This is a genomic window from Arthrobacter sp. zg-Y844, assembly GCF_024385465.1.
Taxonomy (GTDB): Bacteria; Actinomycetota; Actinomycetes; order Actinomycetales; family Micrococcaceae; genus Arthrobacter_B.
Genome location: NZ_JANFLS010000002.1, coordinates 592,932 through 616,389, shown reverse-complemented (window position 1 = coordinate 616,389; position 23,458 = coordinate 592,932). Strand labels below are relative to the sequence as shown.

General features: G+C 67.0%; 22 protein-coding genes and 1 tRNA gene. 17 read left to right on the top strand and 6 right to left on the bottom strand.

Translation table 11 applies throughout. The features are described 5' to 3' along the window. The first annotated feature begins 4 nt into the window (after positions 1-4). Positions 5-1,516, top strand: coding sequence for a pyruvate kinase (gene pyk, locus NNX35_RS09635; RefSeq protein WP_255766044.1), 1,512 nt, complete (start codon positions 5-7; stop codon positions 1,514-1,516). Positions 1,517-1,619: 103 nt separating this feature from the next. Here the strand turns inward: pyk and NNX35_RS09630 are convergent, their stop codons facing one another. Further along, a complete protein-coding gene (locus NNX35_RS09630; RefSeq protein ID WP_255766045.1) occupies positions 1,620-2,261 on the bottom strand; it encodes a response regulator in 642 nt (213 codons plus the stop codon). Positions 2,262-2,385: 124 nt separating this feature from the next. Between NNX35_RS09630 and NNX35_RS09625 the strand changes: the two genes are divergently transcribed. Then, positions 2,386-2,470, top strand: a tRNA-Leu gene (locus NNX35_RS09625). A 60-nt stretch (positions 2,471-2,530) separates the two neighbouring features. On the opposite strand, the gene NNX35_RS09620 is transcribed toward NNX35_RS09625, so the two are convergent. Next, entirely contained in the window at positions 2,531-3,469 is a 939-nt protein-coding gene (locus NNX35_RS09620) for a 5'-3' exonuclease (protein ID WP_255867622.1), read from the bottom strand. A 299-nt stretch (positions 3,470-3,768) separates the two neighbouring features. Between NNX35_RS09620 and iolC the strand changes: the two genes are divergently transcribed. Genes iolC through NNX35_RS09580 form a run of 8 tightly spaced genes read left to right on the top strand, consistent with a single transcriptional unit; the run spans position 3,769 to position 13,530 of the window. Beyond that, positions 3,769-4,776: a 5-dehydro-2-deoxygluconokinase gene (gene iolC, locus NNX35_RS09615; protein WP_255867621.1), complete on the top strand. Its 1,008-nt coding sequence runs from the start codon at positions 3,769-3,771 to the stop codon at positions 4,774-4,776. Further along, entirely contained in the window at positions 4,773-5,690 is a 918-nt protein-coding gene (locus NNX35_RS09610; RefSeq protein ID WP_255867620.1) for a deoxyribose-phosphate aldolase, read from the top strand. Before iolC ends, NNX35_RS09610 begins: the two co-directional genes overlap by 4 nt. A 14-nt stretch (positions 5,691-5,704) precedes the next feature. Then, positions 5,705-7,651 carry a 3D-(3,5/4)-trihydroxycyclohexane-1,2-dione acylhydrolase (decyclizing) gene (gene iolD, locus NNX35_RS09605; RefSeq protein WP_370647032.1) on the top strand — a complete coding sequence of 649 codons (1,947 nt, stop codon included), beginning with the start codon at positions 5,705-5,707 and terminating at the stop codon, positions 7,649-7,651. 41 nt (positions 7,652-7,692) lie between these two features. Continuing rightward, entirely contained in the window at positions 7,693-9,189 is a 1,497-nt protein-coding gene (locus tag NNX35_RS09600) for a CoA-acylating methylmalonate-semialdehyde dehydrogenase (RefSeq protein WP_255867618.1), read from the top strand. A gap of 29 nt (positions 9,190-9,218) precedes the next feature. Further along, positions 9,219-10,133: a sugar phosphate isomerase/epimerase gene (locus tag NNX35_RS09595; RefSeq protein WP_255867617.1), complete on the top strand. Its 915-nt coding sequence runs from the start codon at positions 9,219-9,221 to the stop codon at positions 10,131-10,133. Positions 10,134-10,142: 9 nt separating this feature from the next. After that, a complete protein-coding gene (locus tag NNX35_RS09590) occupies positions 10,143-11,159 on the top strand; it encodes a Gfo/Idh/MocA family protein (RefSeq protein WP_255867616.1) in 1,017 nt (338 codons plus the stop codon). A 33-nt stretch (positions 11,160-11,192) separates the two neighbouring features. Further along, positions 11,193-12,065 carry a sugar phosphate isomerase/epimerase gene (locus tag NNX35_RS09585; RefSeq protein ID WP_255867615.1) on the top strand — a complete coding sequence of 291 codons (873 nt, stop codon included), beginning with the start codon at positions 11,193-11,195 and terminating at the stop codon, positions 12,063-12,065. 25 nt (positions 12,066-12,090) lie between these two features. Beyond that, positions 12,091-13,530: a sugar porter family MFS transporter gene (locus NNX35_RS09580; protein ID WP_255867614.1), complete on the top strand. Its 1,440-nt coding sequence runs from the start codon at positions 12,091-12,093 to the stop codon at positions 13,528-13,530. A 56-nt stretch (positions 13,531-13,586) separates the two neighbouring features. Here NNX35_RS09580 and iolB read toward each other — a convergent pair whose 3' ends face one another. Beyond that, entirely contained in the window at positions 13,587-14,486 is a 900-nt protein-coding gene (gene iolB / locus NNX35_RS09575) for a 5-deoxy-glucuronate isomerase (protein WP_255863098.1), read from the bottom strand. A 48-nt stretch (positions 14,487-14,534) separates the two neighbouring features. Continuing rightward, positions 14,535-15,275 (bottom strand): GntR family transcriptional regulator, encoded by a 741-nt coding sequence (locus NNX35_RS09570; protein WP_255863097.1) that lies wholly within the window; start codon positions 15,273-15,275, stop codon positions 14,535-14,537. 299 nt (positions 15,276-15,574) lie between these two features. Here NNX35_RS09570 and NNX35_RS09565 point away from each other — a divergent pair, with 299 nt between their 5' ends. Genes NNX35_RS09565 through NNX35_RS09540 form a run of 6 tightly spaced genes read left to right on the top strand, consistent with a single transcriptional unit; the run spans position 15,575 to position 20,594 of the window. After that, on the top strand, positions 15,575-16,570 hold the full coding sequence (locus NNX35_RS09565) for a substrate-binding domain-containing protein (RefSeq protein ID WP_255863096.1): 996 nt from the start codon (positions 15,575-15,577) through the stop codon (positions 16,568-16,570). 31 nt (positions 16,571-16,601) lie between these two features. Then, positions 16,602-17,648: an ABC transporter permease gene (locus NNX35_RS09560; RefSeq protein WP_255867613.1), complete on the top strand. Its 1,047-nt coding sequence runs from the start codon at positions 16,602-16,604 to the stop codon at positions 17,646-17,648. Between the two features lie 19 nt (positions 17,649-17,667). Continuing rightward, positions 17,668-18,564, top strand: a complete 897-nt coding sequence (locus NNX35_RS09555; protein ID WP_255867612.1) for an ATP-binding cassette domain-containing protein — start codon at positions 17,668-17,670, stop codon at positions 18,562-18,564. Between the two features lie 10 nt (positions 18,565-18,574). Then, positions 18,575-19,609 carry a Gfo/Idh/MocA family oxidoreductase gene (locus NNX35_RS09550; RefSeq protein ID WP_255867611.1) on the top strand — a complete coding sequence of 345 codons (1,035 nt, stop codon included), beginning with the start codon at positions 18,575-18,577 and terminating at the stop codon, positions 19,607-19,609. Positions 19,610-19,650: 41 nt separating this feature from the next. Next, the gene (locus NNX35_RS09545; RefSeq protein WP_255867610.1) at positions 19,651-20,112 is read left to right on the top strand and encodes an NUDIX domain-containing protein; all 462 of its coding nucleotides are present in this window, start codon (positions 19,651-19,653) and stop codon (positions 20,110-20,112) included. A 20-nt stretch (positions 20,113-20,132) separates the two neighbouring features. After that, entirely contained in the window at positions 20,133-20,594 is a 462-nt protein-coding gene (locus tag NNX35_RS09540; RefSeq protein WP_255867609.1) for an NUDIX domain-containing protein, read from the top strand. A 308-nt stretch (positions 20,595-20,902) separates the two neighbouring features. On the opposite strand, the gene NNX35_RS09535 is transcribed toward NNX35_RS09540, so the two are convergent. Further along, entirely contained in the window at positions 20,903-21,652 is a 750-nt protein-coding gene (locus NNX35_RS09535; RefSeq protein ID WP_255867607.1) for a TipAS antibiotic-recognition domain-containing protein, read from the bottom strand. Between the two features lie 59 nt (positions 21,653-21,711). Continuing rightward, positions 21,712-22,284, bottom strand: coding sequence for an XRE family transcriptional regulator (locus NNX35_RS09530; RefSeq protein WP_255867606.1), 573 nt, complete (start codon positions 22,282-22,284; stop codon positions 21,712-21,714). Between the two features lie 158 nt (positions 22,285-22,442). Here NNX35_RS09530 and NNX35_RS09525 point away from each other — a divergent pair, with 158 nt between their 5' ends. Then, positions 22,443-23,414, top strand: coding sequence for an NAD(P)/FAD-dependent oxidoreductase (locus NNX35_RS09525; protein WP_255867605.1), 972 nt, complete (start codon positions 22,443-22,445; stop codon positions 23,412-23,414). Positions 23,415-23,458 lie beyond the last annotated feature (44 nt).

Here is a 23,458-nt window from a genome sequence, read left to right as displayed (position 1 = left end):
AAGTATGAGACGCGCAAAGATTGTTGCCACATTTGGACCAGCGATCGCCAGCTATGAAAATACCGTAGCGGTTCTTCGCGCGGGCGTGAACGTCGCCCGTATGAATATGAGCCACGGCGACCACTCCGTACACAACGCCACGTATGAAAACGTGCGCAAGGCCTCCGCCGAGCTGGGGATGCCCGTAGGCATCTTCGCCGACCTCCAGGGCCCCAAGATCCGGCTCGGCCGGTTCACCGAGGAACCCCACTTCCTGAACGTGGGCGATACCTTCACCATCACCACCGATGACATTCCCGGCACCAAGGAAATCTGCTCCACCACGTACAAGGGCCTGCCCGGCGACGTGAACGCGGGCGACTTCCTGCTGATCGACGACGGCAAGGTCAAGCTGCGTGCCGTAGAGGTAACTGCCAACACCGTTGTCACCGAGGTAGTAGTACCGGGCAAGGTGTCCAACAACAAGGGCATCAACCTGCCCGGTGTTGCCGTCAACGTTCCGGCACTGAGCGAAAAGGATGAGGACGACCTCCGCTGGGCCATGCGCCGCGGCGTCGACATGGTTGCCCTCTCCTTCGTCCGCAACGCCGGCGACATTTCCCGCGTGCACGAGATCATGGACGAGGAAGGCCGCCGCGTGCCGGTCATCGCCAAGATCGAAAAGCCGCAGGCCGTGGAGAACCTCGAAGAGATCATCGACGCGTTCGACTCCATCATGGTTGCCCGCGGTGACCTCGGCGTCGAACTGCCGCTCGAAGAGGTTCCGATCGTGCAGAAGAACGCCATTGAGCTGGCACGCCGCTGGGCCAAGCCCGTGATCGTGGCCACCCAGGTGCTCGAATCCATGATCGACAACCCCCGCCCGACCCGCGCCGAGGCCTCCGACTGCGCCAACGCCGTGCTCGACGGCGCGGACGCAGTGATGCTCTCCGGCGAAACCTCGGTGGGCACGTACGCCATCGAAACCGTCGAAACCATGGCCCGCATCATCGAGTCCACCGAAAAGCACGGCCTGAACCGTGTTCCCCCGCTGGGCTCCAAGCCGCGGACCCGCGGCGGCGCCATCACCCGCGCCGCGGTGGAAATCTCCGACCAGCTGGATGCCAAGTACATCTGTACCTTCACCCAGTCCGGCGACTCCGCCCGCCGCCTGTCCCGCCTGCGCCCGTCCAAGCCGGTGTTCGCCTTCACCCCCGTGGAGGAGACCTACCGCTACATGACCCTGTTCTGGGGCGTGGCACCCATGCTCGTGGAGTTCGCCGAGCACACCGACCAGATGACCGCACAGGTGGACCGCACCCTGCTCGAAGAGGGCCTGGTGGAAGACGACGACCTGGTGGTCATTGCTGCCGGTTCGCCTCCCGGACAGGCCGGCTCGACCAACAGCATCAAGGTGCACCGCGTCGGTGACATTGCCGACGCAGGCCAGCGTGCTGACGGCCAGGAGCGCGTCAAGGAAAAGGTCGGTCCGTGGCCGATCAAGGAAAGCAAGAAGGGCCAGGCCAAGGCCATCTAGGTTCCCCGTTTCCCTGCACTAAAAGGAAAGGTCCCGTCCGGTTGGACGGGACCTTTCCTTTTTGGTTCCTGCGTTGGTGTTGGTTCCTGCGGGGGAGTAGGTGTCAGTTCACCTGGTTGATGATGGTCTCGGCAACCTCGCGCATGCTCAGGCGGCGGTCCATCGACGTCTTCTGGATCCAGCGGAAGGCCTCGGGCTCGGTGAGGCCCATCTTGGTGGTCAGCAGCGACTTGGCGCGCTCCACCAGCTTGCGGGTGGCGAACTGTTCCTTCAGATCGGTGACCTCGGCTTCGAGGGCCTTGATCTCCTCGTGGCGGGAGAGGGCAATCTCGATGGCGGGAATCAGGTCCGCGGGGGTGAAGGGCTTGACCACATAGGCCATGGCACCGGCCTCGCGCGCACGCTCCACCAGTTCCTTCTGGCTGAACGCGGTCAGCAGCACCACCGGGGCAATGCGTGCCTTGACGATCTGCTCGGCAGCGGTAATGCCGTCCATCAGCGGCATCTTGACGTCCATCAGCACCAGGTCCGGCTTCAGCTCGTTGGCCAGCTGGACGGCCTTCTCACCGTTGTCGGCCTCGCCGACGACGTCGTAACCCTCACCGGTGAGGATCTCGACAATGTCCAGGCGGATCAGGGTCTCGTCTTCGGCGACGAGTACACGGCGGGCCGGGGTGTTGGACGGCGTGTTGGCAGACGCAGCGTGGGTCGACGCGGCGGGCGCGGACTCGGTGGACTCAGACACAGATGGCTCCTCAGATACGGTCTCTCCCGCCGGCAGACCGGCAGTTCACACAATCAGCGTATCCGCATGTAGAGTAGTTTTGCGCTCAACACGGTAAGTACTCGTGCTTCGTGACGCAGGGCACGCCCGAATGGCGGAATTGGCAGACGCGCTGCACTCAAAATGCAGTATCGAGAGGTGTGTGGGTTCGAGTCCCACTTCGGGCACCATTTGCTGCAGTTGAACACCCCCGGTCTTCGGACCGGGGGTGTTTTGTTTTGCGGCGCCGCCTACGCGTAGCGGTCGAAAGCGTCCAGCAGTCGCTTCACGGACCTGCCAAGGTTCCAGTCCTTGGCGAGCCGCTCCAGTTCCGCGCGCTCCCCGCCGGTGATCGTGTGCAGCTCGGCGCCGGCCTTTACCGGGGTGGGCAGCTCGAGGTCCCGCACCACCTTCACCACCTTCGGTGCAACCGCCAGATAGTCCGCGGCCTTGGCGAGCTTGGACCGCACCGGCGACGAGAGGCCGCTGTCCGGGTCCTGCGCGGCGGCCAGCAGCGAATCCAGGGTGCCGTACTCGGCCAGCAGCGACGCCGCCGTCTTCTCGCCGATTCCGGAGACGCCGGGCAATCCGTCGGACGCGTCGCCGCGCAGGGTCGCATAGTCCGCGTACTGCTCGGGCAGCACCTGGTATTTCGCCACCATTGACGCATCGGTCATCACGTCCAGGTTCTTCATGCCGCGGGCCGTGTAGATCACGCGGACGTCCCTCTCGTCGTTGATCACCTGGAACAGGTCCCGGTCCCCGGTCACCACGTCCACCGGCATGGACGCGGTGGATGCGTAGGTGCCGATCACGTCGTCGGCCTCGTGTTCCGCAGCGCCGACGACGGCGATGCCCGCCAGCTCGAGCGTGCGGCGGATCATCGGGATCTGGGCCTCAAGGGGATCCGGAACCGTTTCGACGTCGGGGTTCCCACTCACTTCTTCGGCCACCCGGTGCGCCTTGTACGTGGGCAGCAGGTCCACCCGCCACTGCGGCCGCCAGTCGTCATCCCAGCAGGCGATCAGGTGCGTGGCCTCGTAGTCGGTGGTGAGCCTGGCGATCATGTCCAGCAGGCCGCGCACGGCGTTCACCGGCGTACCGTCGGACCGGCGGATGCTGTCGGGGACGCCGTAGAAGGCACGGAAGTAAAGTGACGCGGAGTCGAGGAGCATCAGGCGCTGGGTCATAGGCCGATCCTCGCACGGATCATGCCGTGAGGGGCAGCGCCCAAGGTGCCGTATTCCCAGCCTTCGGAGTCGAGGACTCCAACGCGTATGACAGGACAATCTGCGCCAGCCAAGGAGTAGCCTGCTGCCTGCGCACGCGTATACCTGCTCTTTCGCTTCTCTGGCCCGTATTCCACGATTTGTCAGCACAAACCTTTGACAGGACAAACTTTCGGGCGCACAGTGGTGCCTGTGGTTCTGATCACTCCGAGGCGGCCGCAGGGCCTGCCTGCGGGAACAGGAAGGCCGGTGATCCACCCGTGGTTCACGAAGTGCTGGCAATGGGACGCATCAGCGTTGACATCTATCCCGATATCATCGGCGTGCCGCTGGAGGACGTGACCGGCTTCGGCAAGTATCTGGGCGGCTCGCCGTCCAACGTCGCAGTTGCCGCCGCCCGGCACGGCCGGCGCAGCGGCATCATCACCCGCACCGGAGAGGACCCCTTCGGCGAATACCTTCACCGGGAGCTGCGGAAGTTCGGGGTGGATGACGGCTTCGTCACCGGAGTACCCGGGCTGCAGACGCCGGCAACGTTCTGCGCCATCATGCCGCCGGACTCCTTCCCGCTGTACTTCTACGGCCGCTTTCCCACCGCTCCCGACCTGCAGATTGAGGCCGGGAGCCTCAATTTCGACGCTATCCGGGACGCCGGGATTTTCTGGTCCACCGTGACCGGTCTGTGCCAGGAACCGAGCCGGTCCGCCCATCTGGCAGCGCACCGGGCCCGGCCGCGGGAAGAGCTTCCGCCCGGCCGGTATACGGTGCTGGACCTGGACTACCGGCCGATGTTCTGGGACAGCGAAGCGGAGGCCGCGGAACAGGTGTCCCGCATCCTGCCCCACGTGAATGTCGCCATTGGCAACGAGGCGGAATGCGCGGTGGCCGTGGGGGCGGGAAGCCCGGATGAACAGGCGGAACGGCTGCTCGCCGCCGGGGTGGGCATCGCCGTCGTCAAGCTCGGGGCGGAAGGGGTACTTGCCAAAACCGGCACCGAACGCGTTGTCTCGGCACCGTTCCGGGTGGAGACCGTGAACGGGCTGGGCGCCGGAGACGCGTTCGGCGGGGCGTTCTGCCACGGACTGCTGTCCGGCTGGCCGCTGGCTGCCGTGCTCGACTACGCGAACGCGGCCGGCGCCATCGTCGCTTCACGGCTGTCCTGCGCCGACGCAATGCCCACCCCCGCCGAGGTGTACGCGCTGCTGGCCGGACAGGACCGCCCCGCACCGGAACCGCTGGAACCGCTGGAGAGCGGGAGCGCCCCATGAGCGAATTCGACGACAACCCGCGGCGCTACGAGCACCTTTCCCGCATCCGCCTCGAGGATCCCGAAGCGGTCCTCCGCGCCGCGGGGAACCGGCCGCCTCACCCGGGGCCGAAGCAGGGCGAGCAGAACTTCATTGTGGCCGCGGACCATCCCGCGCGCGGCGCGCTCTCCGTCGGCGGCGATCCCATGGCCATGGCGGACCGCCGCGAGCTGCTGGACCGGCTGCGGACCGCCCTGGCGAATCCCGCCGTCGACGGCGTGCTGGCCAGCCCCGACATCCTGGACGATCTGCTGCTGCTCGGCGCGCTGGACGGGAAGCTGCTGTTCGGTTCCATGAACCGGGGCGGGCTGGCCGGCTACGTCAACGAGATAGATGACCGCTTCACCGGCCACACCGCCGAGGCCCTGCTGGCCCTGCGGGCCACCGGCGGCAAGATGCTCACCCGGATCTGCCTGACGGACCCGGCCACCGCCAACCTGCTGGAAGCCACGGCACAGGCGATCAACAGCCTGGCGGCCCGCGGCCTGGTGGCCATGGTGGAACCGTTCATCTCGGTCTGGGAGAACGGGCGGATCCGCAACGATCTCAGTACCGACGCGGTGGTTGCCTCGGTGGCCATCGCCTCGGGACTGGGCGCCACCAGCGCCTACACCTGGATGAAGCTGCCGGTGGTCCCGGACATGGAACGCGTCCTGGCCGCCACCACCATGCCGGCCGTCCTGCTGGGCGGCGACCCGTCCGGTTCCTCCGAGGACACCTACGCGTCGTGGGAGGCCGCCCTGGACCTTCCGGGTGTCCAGGGGTTGACGGTGGGGCGTACGCTGCTTTACCCCAAGGAGGGCAGCGTGGAGGACGCGGTGGCCACCGCGGCGTCACTGCTGAAGACACCTACCGGTCAGGAGGCCACGGGCTGATGGCAACGCGCACAATGACAGTCTCCCAGGCAGTCGTGGAGTTCCTGGGCAGGCAGTACACCGTGGACAGCATCGGGGGAGCGGACTACCGCGAACGGCTGTTCCCGGGCATGTTCGGCATCTTCGGGCATGGCAACGTGGCCGGCGTCGGCCAGGCCCTGAAGCAGTCCTCTGCCCGGGACCCGGGCGCCATGCCCTACTACCAAGGGCGCAACGAGCAGGCGATGGTGCATCAGGCGGTGGGGTATGCCCGGCACACCCGCCGGCGGGCCGCGTACGCGGTCACCAGTTCCATCGGCCCCGGCGCCACCAACATGCTGACCGGCGCCGCGCTGGCCACCACCAACCGGCTGCCTGTCCTGCTGCTGCCCTCGGACACGTTCGCCACCCGCGCACCCGATCCCGTGCTGCAGCAGCTGGAACGCCCCGAAGCCTACGACATCACCGTCAACGATGCCTTCCGGCCCCTGTCCCGGTACTTCGACCGGATCAGCCGGCCCGAGCAGCTGTACTCCGCCTTCCTCCACGGGCTGCGGGTGCTGACCGATCCGGCCGAAACCGGCGCCGTCACCATTTCCCTGCCCCAGGACGTCCAGGCCGAAGTGCTCCAGGTGCCGGAGGAATTCCTGGCCGAACGGGAGTGGCGGATCCGCCGGCCCGAACCCGAGGATACGGAAATCCGCCGTGCCGCGGAGCTGATCCGCGCGTCCCGGCGCCCGCTGATTGTGGCCGGCGGCGGTGTGCTCTACGCCTTCGCAGCTGATGCGCTGGCCCGGCTGGCCGAAACCTCCGGCATCCCGGTCAGCTACACCCAGGCGGGGGTCGGGACGGTACCGTGGGACGCTCCGTACTGCGTGGGCGCCGTGGGGTCCACGGGTACGACGGCGGCCAACGTCTTCGCCCGGGAAGCGGACCTGGTGATCGGGATCGGTACCCGGTACGAGGATTTCACCACGGCCTCGCATACGGCCTTCCAAAACCCAGGCGTGCAGTTCATCAATATCAACGTGGCACCCCTTGACGCGTACAAGCTTGGCCCGAGCCTGCCGCTCGTCGCCGATGCCCGCAAGGCACTGCTCCGGCTGGCCAACGCTCTGGAGGGCTACCGCGTCCCGGACTGCATGCTTGCGTTGGTTGCGGCGGAAAAGGACCGTTGGAACCGGACCGTGGACCTGGCCTTCGACACCCGTTCCGCTCCGCTGCCCAGCCAGAACGAAATCATCGGCGCCGTGAACCGTGCCATGGCGCCCCGCGACGTCGTGGTCTGCGCGGCGGGTTCGCTGCCCGGGGACCTGCACAAGATGTGGCGGGTGCAGGATCCCTTCGGCTACCACGTGGAGTACGCCTACTCCACCATGGGCTACGAAATCCCCGGCGGACTCGGCGTGAAGCGGGCGGCCGTGGACGAGGCGGCCCGTGCACCGGAAGGCACGGCCGCCGCGCAGCCCCGCGACGTCGTCGTGATGGTCGGCGACGGCTCCTATCTGATGATGCACACCGAACTGGTGACAGCGGTCGCGGAGGGAATCAAGCTGATCACCGTGCTGATCCAGAACCACGGTTTCGCTTCCATCGGAGCGCTCTCCGAAAGCCTCGGCTCGCAGCGGTTCGGCACGCGGTACCGGACCCTGGACCGCAAGCACCACACGTTCGACGACGGCGCGAAGCTGCCGGTGGACCTGGCCCTTAACGCCGAGTCCCTGGGCGTGCGCGTGCTGCGCGTCGAGCCGGGACCGAACGCCGTCGCGGACCTGGAAGCCGCGGTGGCCAAGGCGAAGGGCGAACCGGAGGGCAGCGGGCCGGTCCTGATCCACATCGAATCCGACCCGCTGATCGACGCACCCGATTCCGAATCCTGGTGGGACGTACCGGTGTCCGGTACGTCCGAGCTGGACTCCACACAGCAGGCCTACGGCACCTACACCTCCTCCAAGGCACGGCAGAAGCCGCTGATCGGTTAGCGGGCTCCTTCCCGGGCTGCACCCCAGAAACGGAGAGTTCCATGAGCACCACCATCACGCACTTCATCAACGGCGCCGAAACCGCCGGACACGGGGACCGGCACCAGCCGGTCTACAACCCGGCCACCGGAGAGGTCACCGGTGAACTGCGGCTGGCGGACCGGACGGACATCGACGCCGTCGTCGCCGCCGCGAAGGCCGCCTCCGTCGGCTGGGCCGAGACCTCGCTGACCAAACGAACTGCCGTGCTGTTCCGCTTCCGCGAGCTGCTCGCCGCGAACGTGCAGGAACTTGCCCGGGTGGTGACCGGAGAGCACGGCAAAGTGGTCTCGGATGCCGCCGGGGAAGTCGGCCGCGGGCTGGAAGTGGTCGAGTATGCCTGCGGCGCCCCGCAGTCGCTCAAGGGCGACTACTCGGACGCGGTCTCCACCGGCATCGACGTGTTTTCGTTCCGCCAGCCGCTGGGAGTGGTTGCAGGCATCACGCCGTTCAACTTCCCGGTGATGGTGCCCTTGTGGATGGCGCCGGTGGCGATCGTCACCGGTAACGCGTTCATCCTCAAACCCTCCGAACGCGATCCCTCCGCCAGCCTGTTCCTGGCCCGCCTTTGGAAGGACGCGGGGTTGCCCGACGGCGTCTTCAACGTGCTGCAGGGGGACAAGGAAGCGGTGGACGGGCTGCTCACCCATCCCGACGTCGACGGCGTTTCCTTTGTCGGATCGACGCCGATTGCGCGCCACGTGCATGAGACGGCCACCCGGCACGGCAAGCGGGTGCAGGCCCTGGGCGGCGCCAAGAACCATGCGGTGGTGATGCCGGATGCGGACCTGGACCTCGCCGCCGAGCACATTACCGCCGCCGCGTTCGGTTCCGCCGGACAGCGCTGCATGGCCATCTCGGTGGCCGTGGCCGTAGGCAGCGCGGCGGAGAACCTGGTGGCCCGGCTGAAGGAACGCGCCGAGGCGGTCAAAGTTGCCAACGGGATGGAACCCGACGCCGATATGGGACCCGTGATCACGCCGCACGCCAAGTCGCGGCTGCAGAAAATCGTAGGTGAAGCGCAGGAGGACGGCGCCGCCCTGGTTGTGGACGGACGGGAGCTGGTGGTGAAGGGCCACGAGGACGGGTTCTTTGTCGGCCCTACGGTTCTCGACCATGTCCGCCGCGAAATGACCGCCTATCGGGAGGAAATCTTCGGCCCGGTCCTGGCCGTGGTGCGGGTCGAGAACATCTCGGAAGCGCTGGAAGTCATCAACTCCAACCCGTACGGCAACGGCACCGCCATCTTTACTGCCTCCGGTGCCTACGCCCGCGCGTTCACCCGGGGCGTGAAGGTGGGCATGGTGGGCATCAACGTTCCGCTTCCGGTGCCGGTGGCCTGGCATTCCTTCGGCGGCTGGAACGATTCACTCTTCGGCGACCACCACATTTACGGTCCCGACGGTGTGCACTTCTATACCCGCGGCAAGGTGGTCACCCAGCGCTGGCCCGAACCGGCCGAGTTGTCCGGTGCCTCGTTTGCCTTCCCCTCCAACTAGCGCGGGACCCCCCTTGAAAGGAATCAGGCATGGCCTCCAACCCCCTGACCATAGGCACGGCCCCGGATTCCTGGGGTGTCTGGTTCGCCGACGATCCGAAGCAGACCCCCTGGCAGCGCTTCCTCGACGAGGTGGCCGAAGCCGGCTACACGTGGATTGAGCTTGGACCGTACGGCTACCTGCCCACCGACCCGCAGAAGCTCGCCGATGAACTGGGTCAGCGGGGGCTGAAGGTCTCCGCCGGAACGGTGTTTACCGCTTTCCACCGGGGTTCCGAGCAGTGGGCAGCCGCCTGGGAACCCGCGCGGAAGGTCGCCGAACTCACCGCGGCCATGGGCGGCGGCCACTTGGTGGTCATCCCGGCCATGTGGCGCGACGACGTCACGGGCGCCCCGGTGGAGGCAGCCGAGCTGTCGGTCGGCCAGTGGAACGACCTTTTGGAGGGGCACAACCGGCTGGGCCGGGAACTGCGCGGGGAATTCGGCCTGCAGCAGCAGTTCCATCCGCACGCCGATTCCCACGTCTGCTCCCAACCGGACATTGAACGTTTCCTGCAGGGCACCGACCCCGCGCTGGTGAGCCTGTGCCTGGACACCGGGCACGCCCAGTACGGGGGAGCGGACAGCGTGGAACTGATGGCCGCCTACCCCGAACGCATCGGCTACCTGCATCTGAAACAGATCGATCCGGCCGTCCTGGAAACGGTGCGGCAGCAGGACCTTCCCTGGGCGGCGGCGAACCTGGCCGGGGTGATGACCGAACCCCCGCACGGACTCCCGGACCTGGCCGCGGTGATCCGGGCCGCCGAAGCACTGGAGAAGCCGTTGTTCGGAATAGTCGAACAGGACATGTACCCCGTCGCCGATTTGAACGTACCGATGCCCGTGGCCCGACGCACCCGCAGCTACCTGCTCTCGTGCGGAACCGCCACGCGGATCCAGTGAGGAGAAACCATGAGCGAGAATCTCCGCGTTGCCGTCATCGGCGCCGGGCGCATGGGGATGGACCACATCCTGCGGCTGCACCACCGGACGGCCCGGGCCGAGGTAGCCGCCGTCGTCGACATTGACCTGACCCGTTCCCGGGCCGCCGTCGCAGGCATCCCCGGCGCCTCCGCCTTCACCGATGCCGGGGAAGCGCTGGGCAGTCCCGACGTCGATGCCGTGCTGATCGCCACGCCCGGTTTCCTGCACGAGGACATCCTGCACCAGGCCCTGGCCCGGGACATCCCGATCCTGTGCGAGAAACCGTTGACGCCGGACCCCGTGTCCGCCTGGAAGGTGGTCCAGGCCGAGGAGAAACTCGGCCGGCGACGCATCCAGGTGGGCTTCATGCGGCGGTACGACGCCGAATACGCCGCCTTGGCCGGGATGGTCCGCAGCGGGGAGCTGGGCGAGCTGCTGATGCTCCACCACCAGCACCGCAATGCCGCCACCCCAGCTGGGTTCACCAACGAAATGCTGATCAACGATTCGGTGGTGCACGAGTTCGACGCGGTGCGTTTCTTCACCGGGGAAGAGATCACCGCCGTCCAGGTCCGGATCGGCAAATCGACCGGCAACGCGCCGCTGGGCCAGCGCGACCCGCAGCAGGTACTGATGGAAACCGAATCCGGGGTGCTGGCCGACGTCGAAATCTACGTCAACGCCCGGTTCGGCTACCAGGTCTCCGCCCAGGCTGCCTTCGAGGACGGCATCGTAAGCATCGGCGCGGACACCGGACCGCTGGTGCGGGCGGACGGCCGGTGGGGCGGACGGGTGGCTCCGGGCTTCGAGCAGCGCTTCAGCGCCGCCTACGACGCCGAGGTGCAGGCATGGGTGGACGCTTCCCTGGCAGGCACCGCCGAAGGGCCCAGCGCCTGGGACGGCTACGCCACCGCTGCCTGCTGCGCCGCGGGCGTCGAGGCGCAGCGCACCGGGCAGCGGGTGGCCGTGCCCCTGAACGGGAAACCCGCCCTGTATTTGTCCTGAACATTTGTCCATCCCCGGAAGGAGGGCCACCCCGTGAAGATGGCACTGGATCCCACCCCGTTCCACCGCACCCACTCCCTGCTGCAGTTCCCGCAGCTGGCGGCCGAGCTGGGTTACCCGTACCTGCAGCTGACCCCGCACCCGGACTTCCTGCCCTTCTTCACCCATCCCAAGGCGGATGACGCCCTCACCGCAGCGCTGAAGAAGGCCTGCGCCGAGGCGGAGGTCGGCATCGCGTCGATCCTGCCGGTGCTCCGCTGGTCCTCCCCGGATGAGAATCTCCGGCAGGCCGCCGTCCGTTACTGGCGGCGGGCCGTGCAGCTGGCCGTGGACCTGGGGGTCACCCAAATGAACACGGAATTCGGGGGCCGGCCGGAACACCCGGAGGAATCCGAAGCGGCGTTTTACCGGTCCATGGAGGAACTGGTGCCGCTCTTTGAACGCGAGGGCATCCAGGTGGCGATTGATCCTCACCCGGATGACTTTGTGGAGGAAGGCCTTGCCGCCTGGCGGGTGATCCGCGGAGTGAACTCGCCGAACCTCGGCTTTGTTTACGTGGCCGCGCATGCCTTCCATCTGGCGGACAGCCCGGACCGGATCCTGCGGGAAGTAGGGGACCGGCTGCAGGTGGTGCACGTGGCGGACACTATGGACCACCGCGCCTCCAACGGGCTGCGCTACATCACCAACCCGCCCGGAAATCCGGTGCGCGTCCACCAGCACCTGAAGATCGGCGACGGCGACGTCGACTGGCAGCAGCTCTTCGCGGCGCTGGCACGAAACGGCTTCCTGGACCGGACCGACACGGTGATGGTCTCCAGCGTTTTCGGCGAGAACGAAAACGCTCTCGAGGTAGCCCGCTACCAACTCGCAACCATGACGGACCTGGTCAACGGAACCCGGTGAAGCCGGACGGACCGACGGAGGCATCATGAGCTCGACCATCAATCCCGGTAAGGATCTCCAACCCAACAAGGCGCTGAAGCGCATTGCAGCCGTCAGCACCCTCGGCGGGCTGCTCTTCGGCTACGACACGGGTGTCATCAACGGCGCCCTGCCCTTTATGGAGGAAGACCTCGGCCTGACTCCGCTGACCACGGGGCTGGTGACCAGCTCCCTGCTCATCGGCGCCGCGTTCGGTGCCTTGATGGGTGGACGGCTGGCGGACCGGTACGGCCGGCGGCGCCTGATCATGGGACTTGCCGCCGTTTTCCTCCTGGGCACCATCGGGGTTTCCCTGGCGCCCAACGTTGTGGTCACCGTCGGGTTCCGCTTTGTCCTGGGCCTCGCCGTGGGCGGCGCGTCGGCCATGGTGCCCGTGTTCCTGGCGGAAATGTCACCGGCCCACCTGCGCGGCCAGATGGTGACCCGCAACGAGCTGATGATCGTCTCCGGGCAGCTGCTGGCCTTCGTGACCAACGCCGTGCTGGGCAACTTGTGGGCGGACCAGGTCAGCATCTGGCGGTGGATGCTGGTGGTGGCAACGCTGCCGGCCATCGGCCTCTGGCTGGGGATGCTCCGCGTTCCGGAAAGCCCCCGGTGGCTGGCCGCCAGCGGCAGCTACGCCGAAGCCTTCGAAGTGCTCAAGAAAATCCGGACCGCCGCCGTCGCCCGTAAGGAAATCGACGACGTCCGGGCACTGGCGCGGGAGGACTACGAGGCCAAGAAGGGATCCTTCAGCGACCTCCGCGTCCCCTGGATGCGGCGGATCTTCCTGATCGGGGTGGGGGTGGCCATCTGCCAGCAGATCACCGGCGTGAACTCGATCATGTACTACGGCACCGAGATCCTGAAGCAGTCCGGGTTCGGCACCCAGGCCGCCCTGACCGCGAACATCGCCAACGGCGTGATTTCCGTGCTGGCCACGTTTGTGGGGATCTGGCTGCTGGGCCGGGTGGGCCGGCGGCCGATGCTGATGATCGGACAGCTGGGCACCATCGCGGCGCTGACCCTCATCGGTCTCTTCTCCCTGGTGCTGCCGGAGGGCACCGGCCGCGGATTCGTGATTTTGGCGTTGACCGTGTCCTTCCTCGCGTTCCAGCAGGGGGCCATTTCGCCGGTGACGTGGCTGATGCTCTCCGAGATCTTCCCGTTGAAGATCCGCGGCCTGGGCATGGGCAGTACCGCGTTCATTCTCTGGATGGTGAACTTTGCGGTGGGCTTCAGCTTCCCCGTGCTGACGGCCGGCGTCGGCATCTCCAACACGTTCTTCCTCTTCGCCGGCCTCGGCGTTTTCGCGGTCCTGTTCGTTCGGGCCTACCTGCCCGAAACCCGGGGCAAGAGCCTGGAGGAACTCGAACGGCAGTTCCACACCAGCGACGCCGCGGCCCTGCGGCTTCCCGGCCCGGCACTCTCGGCGCCCGCGGTGTAGGCGGCCCGCGGTCAGGCGGCGGTCCAGGCGCGGCAGCGCCTAGGCGGAGCAGCGCCTCAGGAGCCGAAGGGCAGGCGGGGATCCACCGCCTGCCCTTCCCAGCTGCCGCGGATCCAGCCGTGCTGCGGGTCGTCGCTGATCAGCCAGCTGCGCACCGGTCCCGGACCGGCCATGACGTTGAGGTAGTACAGGTCATAGCCGGGTGCAGCCATGGCCGGGCCGTGCCAGCCATAGGGAACCAGGACGACGTCGCCGGTCCGCACCTCGGCCGTGACATCGATGGGCCGTTCATCAGAGGCATAGACGCGGGCATATCCCACGGGGTCTGCCGCCTGGTCCGCAGGTGCCTGCGGCGAGATCCGGGTTTCGAAGTAGTAGATCTCCTCCAGCTGCGTTTCGCCGTCCTTTTCCTCGTCATGCTTATGCGGCGGATAGGAGGACCAGTTGCCGGCCGGGGTGAGCACCTCGCAGACAATGAAGCGGTCCGCTTCCAGGGCGGCCGGGGTGCCGAAGTTGTGGACCTGCCGCGAGCAGTTCCCGGCTCCACGCAGTTCCACCGGGGTCTGCTCGCGTTCCAGGACCCGCAGCGGGTAGGAGGTGGACGCCGGTGCCAGCGCCACGGCCACCCGGCCGCCGTCCCGCGACCAGACGGTCAATGCCGTGTCCGTGCCGGAGTACAGGACGTCTGCGGGACCGTCGAATACCGAGGTCCGCCCCCGCAGCGGGTAGTCCGTGCCGTCCGCGGTCACGGTGAAGGACCCGGACAGGGGGATGACCAGCCGCTCTTCGGATTCGGCTGGAAGGGACACCGCCGAATCCGGCCCGAGCTCGGCCACCTTGAGTCCGGTGTGCGCCCAGCCGTGGACAGGGGAACTGTCCGAAGCGCCGAGGGATACCTGCCAGGGTTCCCGCGCGGCAGAACCGGACGGATACACCCACTGCTGCGGTTCCTGCATGTTGAGCCCCTGTCGGAGAAGGGAATGCCCTGCTTTGGTGTGCCGATGCTAGCGCTGCACCAGCGTCATTTCGAACGTGTAAGAGTCGGCCCGGTACACGTGGTGGCCGGTTTCGACGCTGCGACCGGCGTCGTCGACGGCGGTGCGCTCCATGGTGACGAGCGCGGCACCGGGCCGGGTCTCCAACAGCTCCGACTGCCGCCCGCTCGCGACGGTGGCGCCGATGCGCTGGGTGGCCAGCCGGAAATTCACGCCGGCGTCCCGGAGGATCTGGTACAGGCCGCGGCTGCGCAGCCCCTCTTCGGTGATCTCCGCGATGTCATCCCGCACCCAGTTTTCCATCACGGCCAGGGGCTTGCCGCCCACGCTGCGCAGCCGGGTGAAGTGGTAGGTGTTCACCCCGCCGGGCAGGTCCAAGGCCTTGGCGACGGCGGCGTCCGCCGGGCCGTGCCGGAAGTCGAGCACCTTCGTGCCCGGTTTCTGCCCGGTACGCTCCAGATCATCAAAGAGGCTGGACAGTTCGAGCGGCCGCCGCACCTGGCTGGACACCACCTGGGTGCCGACGCCGCGTTTGCGGACCAGCAGGCCGTTGCGGACCAGTTCGTCCATGGCCTTGCGCATGGTGGGGCGGGAGAGCTTCAGCCTGCCGGCGAGTTCAATCTCGTTGTCCAGCCGGGAGCCGAACTCCAGTTCTCCGCTGTGGATGGCCGCCTCGATTCCCTGGACCACCTGGTGGTAGAGGGGCACCGGCGAGGACCGGTCAATCGGGATGTTCAGTTCCGTTCCCACGGGCCGCTCCTTAATCCGTCGGGTGCCGGATCCACGGGTGACTCTTTGATGCGATGACAGGACAAAGTTGACTGCGAGCATAGCAGGAACCCGGTGTCCGGCAGCAGAGGTTCCCGAGTGCTCTGTACGCACGGCTCCGTAAACGGCGAAGGGGGTAGCAATATGTCCTGACAATCTATTGACTCCGGAACGCTGCGGACTATTCTGGGGCTCCAAGTACCGAACCGAGCGGGTGCACCCCACGGGTGCAGGCGCGGGTTATCGGGGAGGAACGGACCACGAAGACAAAGGAGACTGTCGTGTCACAAAAACGTTCCTGGCGGCGCTTCGCCGCGGCGGCGGTACTGGCATCCGCGTTGACGGTGGCCGCGTGTTCGAGCGAGGGAGGGCGGACGCCCGAACCCGAGAGCCAGGACGGCGGAGCCGTCGCGGACACAGAACAGATCAAGATTGCCCTGATTACCCACGCCGCCCCCGGCGACACCTTCTGGGACATTGTCCGCAAAGGTGCGGAGGAAGCCGCGGGGAAGGACAACGTGGAACTGCAGTACCTTTCGGACCCCGAGGGCGGCCGCCAGGCACAGCTGGTTGAGCAGGCCGTGGAGCAGGGCGTGGACGGAATAGCCGTCACCCTGGCCAAACCGGACGCCCTGGCAGGTGCGCTGGAGGACGCCCGCGCGGCGGGCATACCGGTGGTAACCCTCAATGCCGGCGAGGACCGCTCCGCGGAGCTCGGCGCCTTCACCCATTTCGGTTCCAATGAGCAGCTCGCCGGCGAGGCGGTAGGGGAACGGCTCGCCTCGGACGGCTACACCCATCCCGTCTGCGTCATCCAGGAGCAGGGGCACGTAGGCCTGGAGAACCGGTGCGCCGGCGTCAAGGCCGTGGTCCCCGGGACAGAGGTCCTCTATGTGCAGGGCACCGACATGACGCAGGTGGAGTCCACCGTCACGGCGAAGCTGCAGGCCACCGACGACGTCGACGTCATTGTCGGTCTGGGTGCGCCCTACACCCTGACCATCCTGAAGGCGGTGGCCGGTTCCGGCAGCGACGCCAAGGTTGCGTCCTTCGACCTCAATGCCGAGATGGCACAGAAGATTGCGGACGGAGAGGTGATCTTCACCGTCGACCAGCAGCCGTGGATGCAGGGTTACGGCGCCGTGGACGCCCTGTGGCAGTTCCACCGGGGCGGGTTCCAGCTCGGCGGCGGGCAGCCGGTACTCACGGGCCCCACCATCATTGACTCCACCAACGCCTCAGAGGTGCTGGCCTTCGCCGAAGACGGCATCCGCTAGCGGAGCCGGCGGAACGGAAAGGAAGACCGAGATGGCAACTACAGCTACCGTGGCGGCGCCGGCGGCGGATGAACGGATCACCGGCAAAGGCCCGCTGGCCAAACTGCTGGGCCGGCCGGAAATCGGCGCACTGGTGGGGGCAGTGGCCCTCTTTGTGTTCTTCTCCGTGGTGGCGCCGGTGTTCCTCCAGCCGGGATCCATTGCCACCGTCCTGTACGGGGCCTCCACCATCGGGATCATGGCCGTGGGTGTTTCGCTGCTCATGATCGGCGGTGAGTTCGACCTTTCGGCGGGTGTGGCCGTGATCAGCTCGGCGCTGATGGCCTCGCTCTTCAGCTGGTATTTCGCCACCAACGTCTGGGTGGGCGTGGGGCTGGCACTGCTGTTGTCCCTGGGCGTGGGTTTCGTCAACGGCTGGATCCTGGTTCGGACCCGGCTGCCGTCCTTCATCGTCACCCTCGCCACCTTCCTGATGCTCACCGGGCTGAACCTCGGACTCACCCGTGCCATCGGCGGCAGCGTATCGACGCCGTCCATCTCCACGATGGACGGCTTCGAATCCGGGCGGGCGGTCTTTGCCTCCTCGCTGACCCTCGGCGGCGTGGAAGTCCGGGTGACCGTCTTCATCTGGATCGCGCTGGTGGCACTGGCCTCCTGGATCCTGCTGCGGACCCGGATCGGCAACTGGATCTTCGCCTCCGGCGGTGACGCGTACGCGGCCCGGGCCGTGGGGGTGCCGGTGGTGAAGACCAAGATCGGCCTGTTTATGGGGGTGGGATTCTGTGCCTGGGTGCTGGGCATGCACAACCTCTTCGCCTTCTCCACGGTCCAGTCCGGTGAAGGCATCGGCAACGAGTTCCTCTACATCATCGCCGCAGTGATCGGCGGCTGCCTGCTGACGGGCGGGTACGGTTCCGCCGTTGGCGGGGCCATCGGCGCGTTCATCTTCGGCATGGCCAACAAGGGCATTGTCTACGCCGAATGGAACCCCGACTGGTTCAAGTTCTTCCTGGGCCTGATGCTCCTGCTGGCAACGGTAGTGAACCTGATGGTCAAACGCCGGGCAGAACAGCAGTAGCGAGAAGACGGAGATGGCCATGGACAGCACCGGAGTTGAGCATGAGGTCCCCCCGGGTGGCAGCGGGACCACCACACCGGCCCACCTGCTCTCACTGGAGCACGTGGGCAAGCACTACGGGAACATCATTGCCCTGCGCGATGTCACCATGGCGGTGGACGCCGGACGCGTCACCTGCGTCCTGGGCGACAACGGCGCCGGCAAGTCCACCCTGATCAAAATCGTGGCCGGACTCCACCAGCACGATGAAGGCACCCTGACCATCTCCGGGGAGGAACGGCGGCTCTCCTCCCCGCGGGAGGCCCTGGACGCCGGGATCGCCGCCGTCTACCAGGACCTGGCCGTCGTGTCCCTGATGCCGATCTGGCGGAACTTCTTCCTGGGATCGGAGCTCACCACCGGGGCGGGACCGTTCCGCCGGCTCGACGTTGCGCGGATGAAGAAGATCGCCAAGCAGGAGCTTTCGGAGATGGGCATCGACCTCCGCGATGTGGAGCAGCCCATCGGGCAGCTGTCCGGCGGCGAACGGCAGTGCGTGGCCATTGCCCGGGCGGTGTACTTCGGTGCCAAGGTGCTGATCCTCGACGAGCCGACGGCGGCGCTGGGCGTGAAACAGTCCGGGGTGGTGCTGCGCTACATCCTGCAGGCACGGGACCGCGGACTGGGGGTCATCTTCATTACCCACAATCCGCATCATGCATATCCCGTGGGAGACCGGTTCCTGCTGCTCAAACGGGGCAGGTCCACCGGCTACTACAGCAAGTCGGACATCACCCTGGACCAGTTGACGGCCCAGATGGCCGGCGGCGAGGAACTGGTGGAACTGGCCCAGGAGCTGGAGGCGCTTGGCGGCCACGGCGACGTCGTCGCCGAGGTGGCGGCCGAAGTCGGCGGCACCGAACCGGGCCGGGGCTAGCGGCACGGCAGTGGAGACCCGGCAGGAACCCGATGTGCTCCGCCTGGGGCTGGCCGGCGTCGGCCGGATCGGGACCCTGCATGCGCGGAACCTCGCCGAGCTGGGTACAGGTGAAGGAACCGTTCCGCCGGTGCAGCTGGTGATCGCCGACGCCGCCGTGGAACGGGCGCATACCGTGGCACAACGCCTCGGTGCGTCATCTGTCCCCTCGGTGGAGGCGCTTCTTGATGAAGGGATTGACGGGCTGGTGATTGCCGCGGGCACGTTATCCCATCCGGACCTCGTGCGCATGGGGGTGGACGCAGGAGTGCCGGTCTTCTGCGAAAAGCCCCTTGCCGGGGACACCGCGGCGGCCCTGCCGGTGCTGGAGTATGTCAATGCCCGCGGCGGAGTCGTCCAGATGGGCCACCAGCGGCGCTTCGATGCCGGGTACCTGGCGGCGAAACGGCTCCTGCAGGACGGCGGGCTCGGCTGGATCCACTCCTTCCGGGCCGTGACCGCGGACATGGAGCCGCCGCCCGTCGGGTTCCTAGCGTCCTCCGGCGGCTTGTTCCGTGACTGTTCCGTGCATGATTTCGACATCCTCCGCTGGCTGACGGGCCGCGAGATTGTCCGGGTGTATGCCGTGGGGTCCAACAAGGGAGATCCGGAGATCGGCCGCGTCGGTGACATTGACACCGGGCTGGCCCTCGTCACGCTCGACGACGGGACGGTGGGCACTGTCTCCGCTGCGCGCTACAACGGGGCGGGGCATGACGTGCGGCTGGAGCTTGCGGGCTCCCGGTCCACGCTGCTGGTGGGCCTGGACGACACGATGGCGGTCCGCTCCGCGGAACCGGGCGCCGATTTCCCCTCCGGCAGGCCGCCGCATTCCTTCGCCGAGCGTTTCGAAGCGGCCTACCGGGCGGAGATGGCCGCTTTCGTGGAACTGGTCCTCGGCCGCCGGGACAACCCGTGCACACCGTTTGACTCCGTGGCGGCCTCCCGGGTGGCCGATGCCGCGCAGGAGTCGCTGCTGACCGGCCTGCCGGTGAAGCTCGGTTAGGCTGAGGCACCAGCTTTCCGACCGAGGGGACACCCGCGTTGTTGAACCGATTCCAGGTTGTGCCGGCCAGCTATCTCATCTTCCAGCGCCGGGACAAGGTGCTGCTGCAGCTCCGGCAGGGCACCGGGTACATGGACGGCTACTGGGCCACGGCAGCTGCCGGACATGTGGAAGCGGGGGAGTCCGCCGTGCAGGCCGCCGTGCGGGAGGCTCGGGAGGAACTCGGCATAGCGGTGGCGCCCGACGACGTCGTGCCGCTGACGTCCATGCACCGTACGCAGGAGGACACCGGGACAGCCGTGGACGAGCGGGTGGACTTCTTCTTCCGCTGCACCGGCTGGTCGGGGGAGCCGCGCATCATGGAGCCCGGCAAGGCAGCCCGGCTGGAATGGTTTTCCCTCGATGACCTGCCCGCCGCCGTCGTCCCGCATGAAAGGTTTGTCTTGGAACGTTTGCGGAGCGGACTGCCGCCCATTGTCACGTTCGGGTTTGGAGACGCCTGAGCCTCCGAGGGGAGATGAACATGATTTCCAGTGCAGGGATCCTGCTGTACCGGCGCGGGGCTGAAGGCCTGGAAGTGTGGATCGGCCATATGGGCGGTCCGTTCTGGGCGCGGAAGGACGAGCATGCCTGGTCTCTTCCCAGGGGGGAGTACCCGCCCGAGGAGGAACCGCGGGCCGCTGCGCTGCGGGAGTTCGCCGAGGAGATGGGAACGCAGGCCCCGGCGGCCGAGTATCTGCTGCTGGGCACTTTCCGGCAGTCGGCGCAGAAGACCGTGACGGTCTTCGCCGCGGAGGCGGACTTTGCTCCGGAACGGATCGAGAGCAACACGTTCGAATTGGAGTGGCCGCGGGGATCGGGCACCGTCCGCGAGTACCCGGAGATCGACCGGGCCGGCTGGTTTCCGGAGGCCGTGGCGCGCACGAAGCTGGTCAAGGGGCAGGCCCAGGTGCTGGATGCGCTGCTTCGGCTGCTGGGGAGCTAGCCGGGTCGGGTCCGGGTGCCCGGTGGGGGTATCCGATGTACAGATAACGGGCTTATCCCGGACGGCTGGGTATCCGTTGTACAGGTAATGGGCTTATCCGGGGCTCTTAGCCCCGTTATCTGTACAGCGGCGGTCCCTGGCGCACCCCGTTTGCGGTCGGAAGCACACAGGATCCCACCCTCCGTGACTGATGAGGAGGAAGTGACCCCCTCAGACACAGCAGCACCAAAGGGTGGGAAGCCATGCGCGGCCGACGCCGCACAGCTGATGATGCCCGGAGAGCCGGTAGGGGCCATCAGCTGTCCGGACTAGCCCCGCAGCCCCCGGGCGTAGGTGACCAGCGCGTCGCGGACAAACTGCGCACCCGAGTCGAACTCACGGGTGTAATTGGCTCCGAACCGGTCATCGGCCACATACATTTCCGCGACGCCGATCAGCATCTGCGGATCGGGCTCCTTCCGGGTACCGGCAGCAATCCATGCCGCATGCCGCCGTGCGAGTTCCTGCGCTTCGGCGCTCGCAGGCGCCAGCCCCCGGCGCTGGGCCTCGTCCCAGGCGTCCTGCAGTGCTGCATGTTCAGCGGAGAAGCCGCGCTTGCCGGCGTCGTCCAGCGAACGCCACCAACGATCGGATTCGGCGTAGGCCTCCGTGCCCCAGCGTTCTTCCACCTCCTCGCGGTACGTGGTGTGGTCAAAGCCTTCAAACATTTTCTCTGCCATGATTTCCTCATCTCCTTTCAGTGCCTGCAACGTCGAGCGCACTGCACCTATCTGTGTGTGCAGCCGGGCCTGTTCATCCTGGAGATGCACCAGATGCGCGGCCAAGGCAGCGACATCATCCTGCTGGCCTTCCAACACCTGTCCAATCTGCGGCAGGCCCATCCCGAGCCGGCGCAGCAACAGGATCCGCTGCAGCCGGACCAGGGCTGCCCGGTCGTAATACCGGTAGCCGTTGGCGCCGACCCGTGAGGGGGCCAGCAGCCCGATGCTGTCGTAATGGCGCAGGGTCCGGGATGTTGTCCCGGCCAGTTTCGCCACGTCCGTAATGGACCAGTCCATGTGTGCTCCTTCTCGACACCACCAACCCTAGAAGTTGACGCTGCGGCAAGGTCAAGGAGCTAATGCGACGGGCGCGCTCGCAGATGGGCCCGCTCACCCTGGGGTCCGAAAAGGGCAATGAACTCCACCGCGTCCGCCGTGGCGCTGGCCATCCAATGCGGCAGCCGGGTGCTGAACTCAGCGGCTTCACCGGGATGCAGGATCAATTCCTCGTCACCGAGCACAAGCCGCAGCTGTCCGCTGAGGATGTAGATCCACTCGTATCCCTCGTGGGTTCGCGGATCCGGAACTGCGGGATGGTCGGTCGCCGGAAGGATGTACTTGTAGGCACCTATGCCGGTGGCCTTTTGGGTGAGGGGAATGATGAGCGCCCCGTGCCGCCGGATGGGACGCATATGCACGCGGGGATCTCCCATGGGGGGAGCGGCAACGAGTTCATCGAGGGTGACGCCGTAGGCGCGGGCCAGGGGCATCAGCAGCTCCAGCGTAGGCCGCCGTTGGCCGGACTCCAGGCGCGACAACGTGCTCACCGAAATGCCGGTGGTCTCGGACAGGCTGGCGAGCGTGGTGCCGCGCTGCGTCCGGAGGGAACGCAGGCGGCCTCCGACGCCGGACAGGGATTCTTCGGTCACGCAGGCAAACCTACGGCATGCCGTCCGAACCTGCGATTTCGGAATCCGGCGAACCTTGGTTTTGCTGAACCGGCAAGAATTATTGCTCCTCGGAAGCGACGCACGCAGACTGGCTGGACAGCCCCGGACGATGTGCCCGGGTGGATGGAGGAGCAGGCATGGCAATCTATGACGTAGTGGTGGTGGGCGGTTCGGCCGCCGGTTTGAGCGGAGCCCTGGCATTGGCGCGTGCCCGCCGGACCGTGGCCGTGGTGGACGACGGAGATCCGCGCAACGCCCCGGCCGCCCACGTGCACAATTACCTGGGCAGGGAAGGTGCCTCGCCGGCGGAGCTGTACGCCGTTGGTCGGGACGAGGTCACCGGCTACGGGGCCGTGGTGCTGAACGGATCCGTGAGTACGGTGACCCGAGGTGATGACGGCCGCTTCCGGGTGACCCTGGCAGACGGCGGATCACTGGTGGCGCGCCGGGTGCTGGCGGCCTCCGGAGCACGCGATGTCTTGCCGGAGATTCCGGGGCTGGCGGCGCACTGGGGAAAAGACGTGCTGCATTGCCCGTACTGCCACGGATGGGAGGTCCAGGACCAGCAGATCGGGATCATCGCGCAGAACCTTGAAGGTGCGGTTCATCAGGCGCTGATGTGGCGGCAGTGGAGTGGGGACGTTGTGCTGTTCCTGCACACAGCGGGAGAGCCGGACAGTGGACAGGCCGAGCAACTGGCCGCCCGTGGCATCCGGACGATGCCGGGTGAAGTGACCGGGGTGGAGGGAGAGTCCCGGCTCACCGGGGTGCGCCTGGTGACGGGCGAGGTGGTGCAGCGGCAAGCCGTTGTTGTCTTTGCCCCGCTCCAGGCACGGGCAGGTTACCTGGCGGACCTCGGAATTGAACCGGTGGAGCAGGTGATGGGGAACCTTTCCGTCGGAACGGCAGTGCCGGTGGACGCAACCGGGGCCACGAGTGTCCCCGGCGTATACGCCGCCGGCAACGTAGTGGTTCCCATGATGCAGGTCATCGGAGCGGCAGCTGCGGGCCTGGGGGCGGGTGCTGCGATCAACGCGGACCTGATTGCCGAGGAAACGGAACACGCTGTGGCGGATTCCCTGTCCCGCAGGGCTGTGCGGCAGCCCTAAAGGAGGCCGAACGGGAACGGCAACGGGCGCAGGTTTCGGCCAAC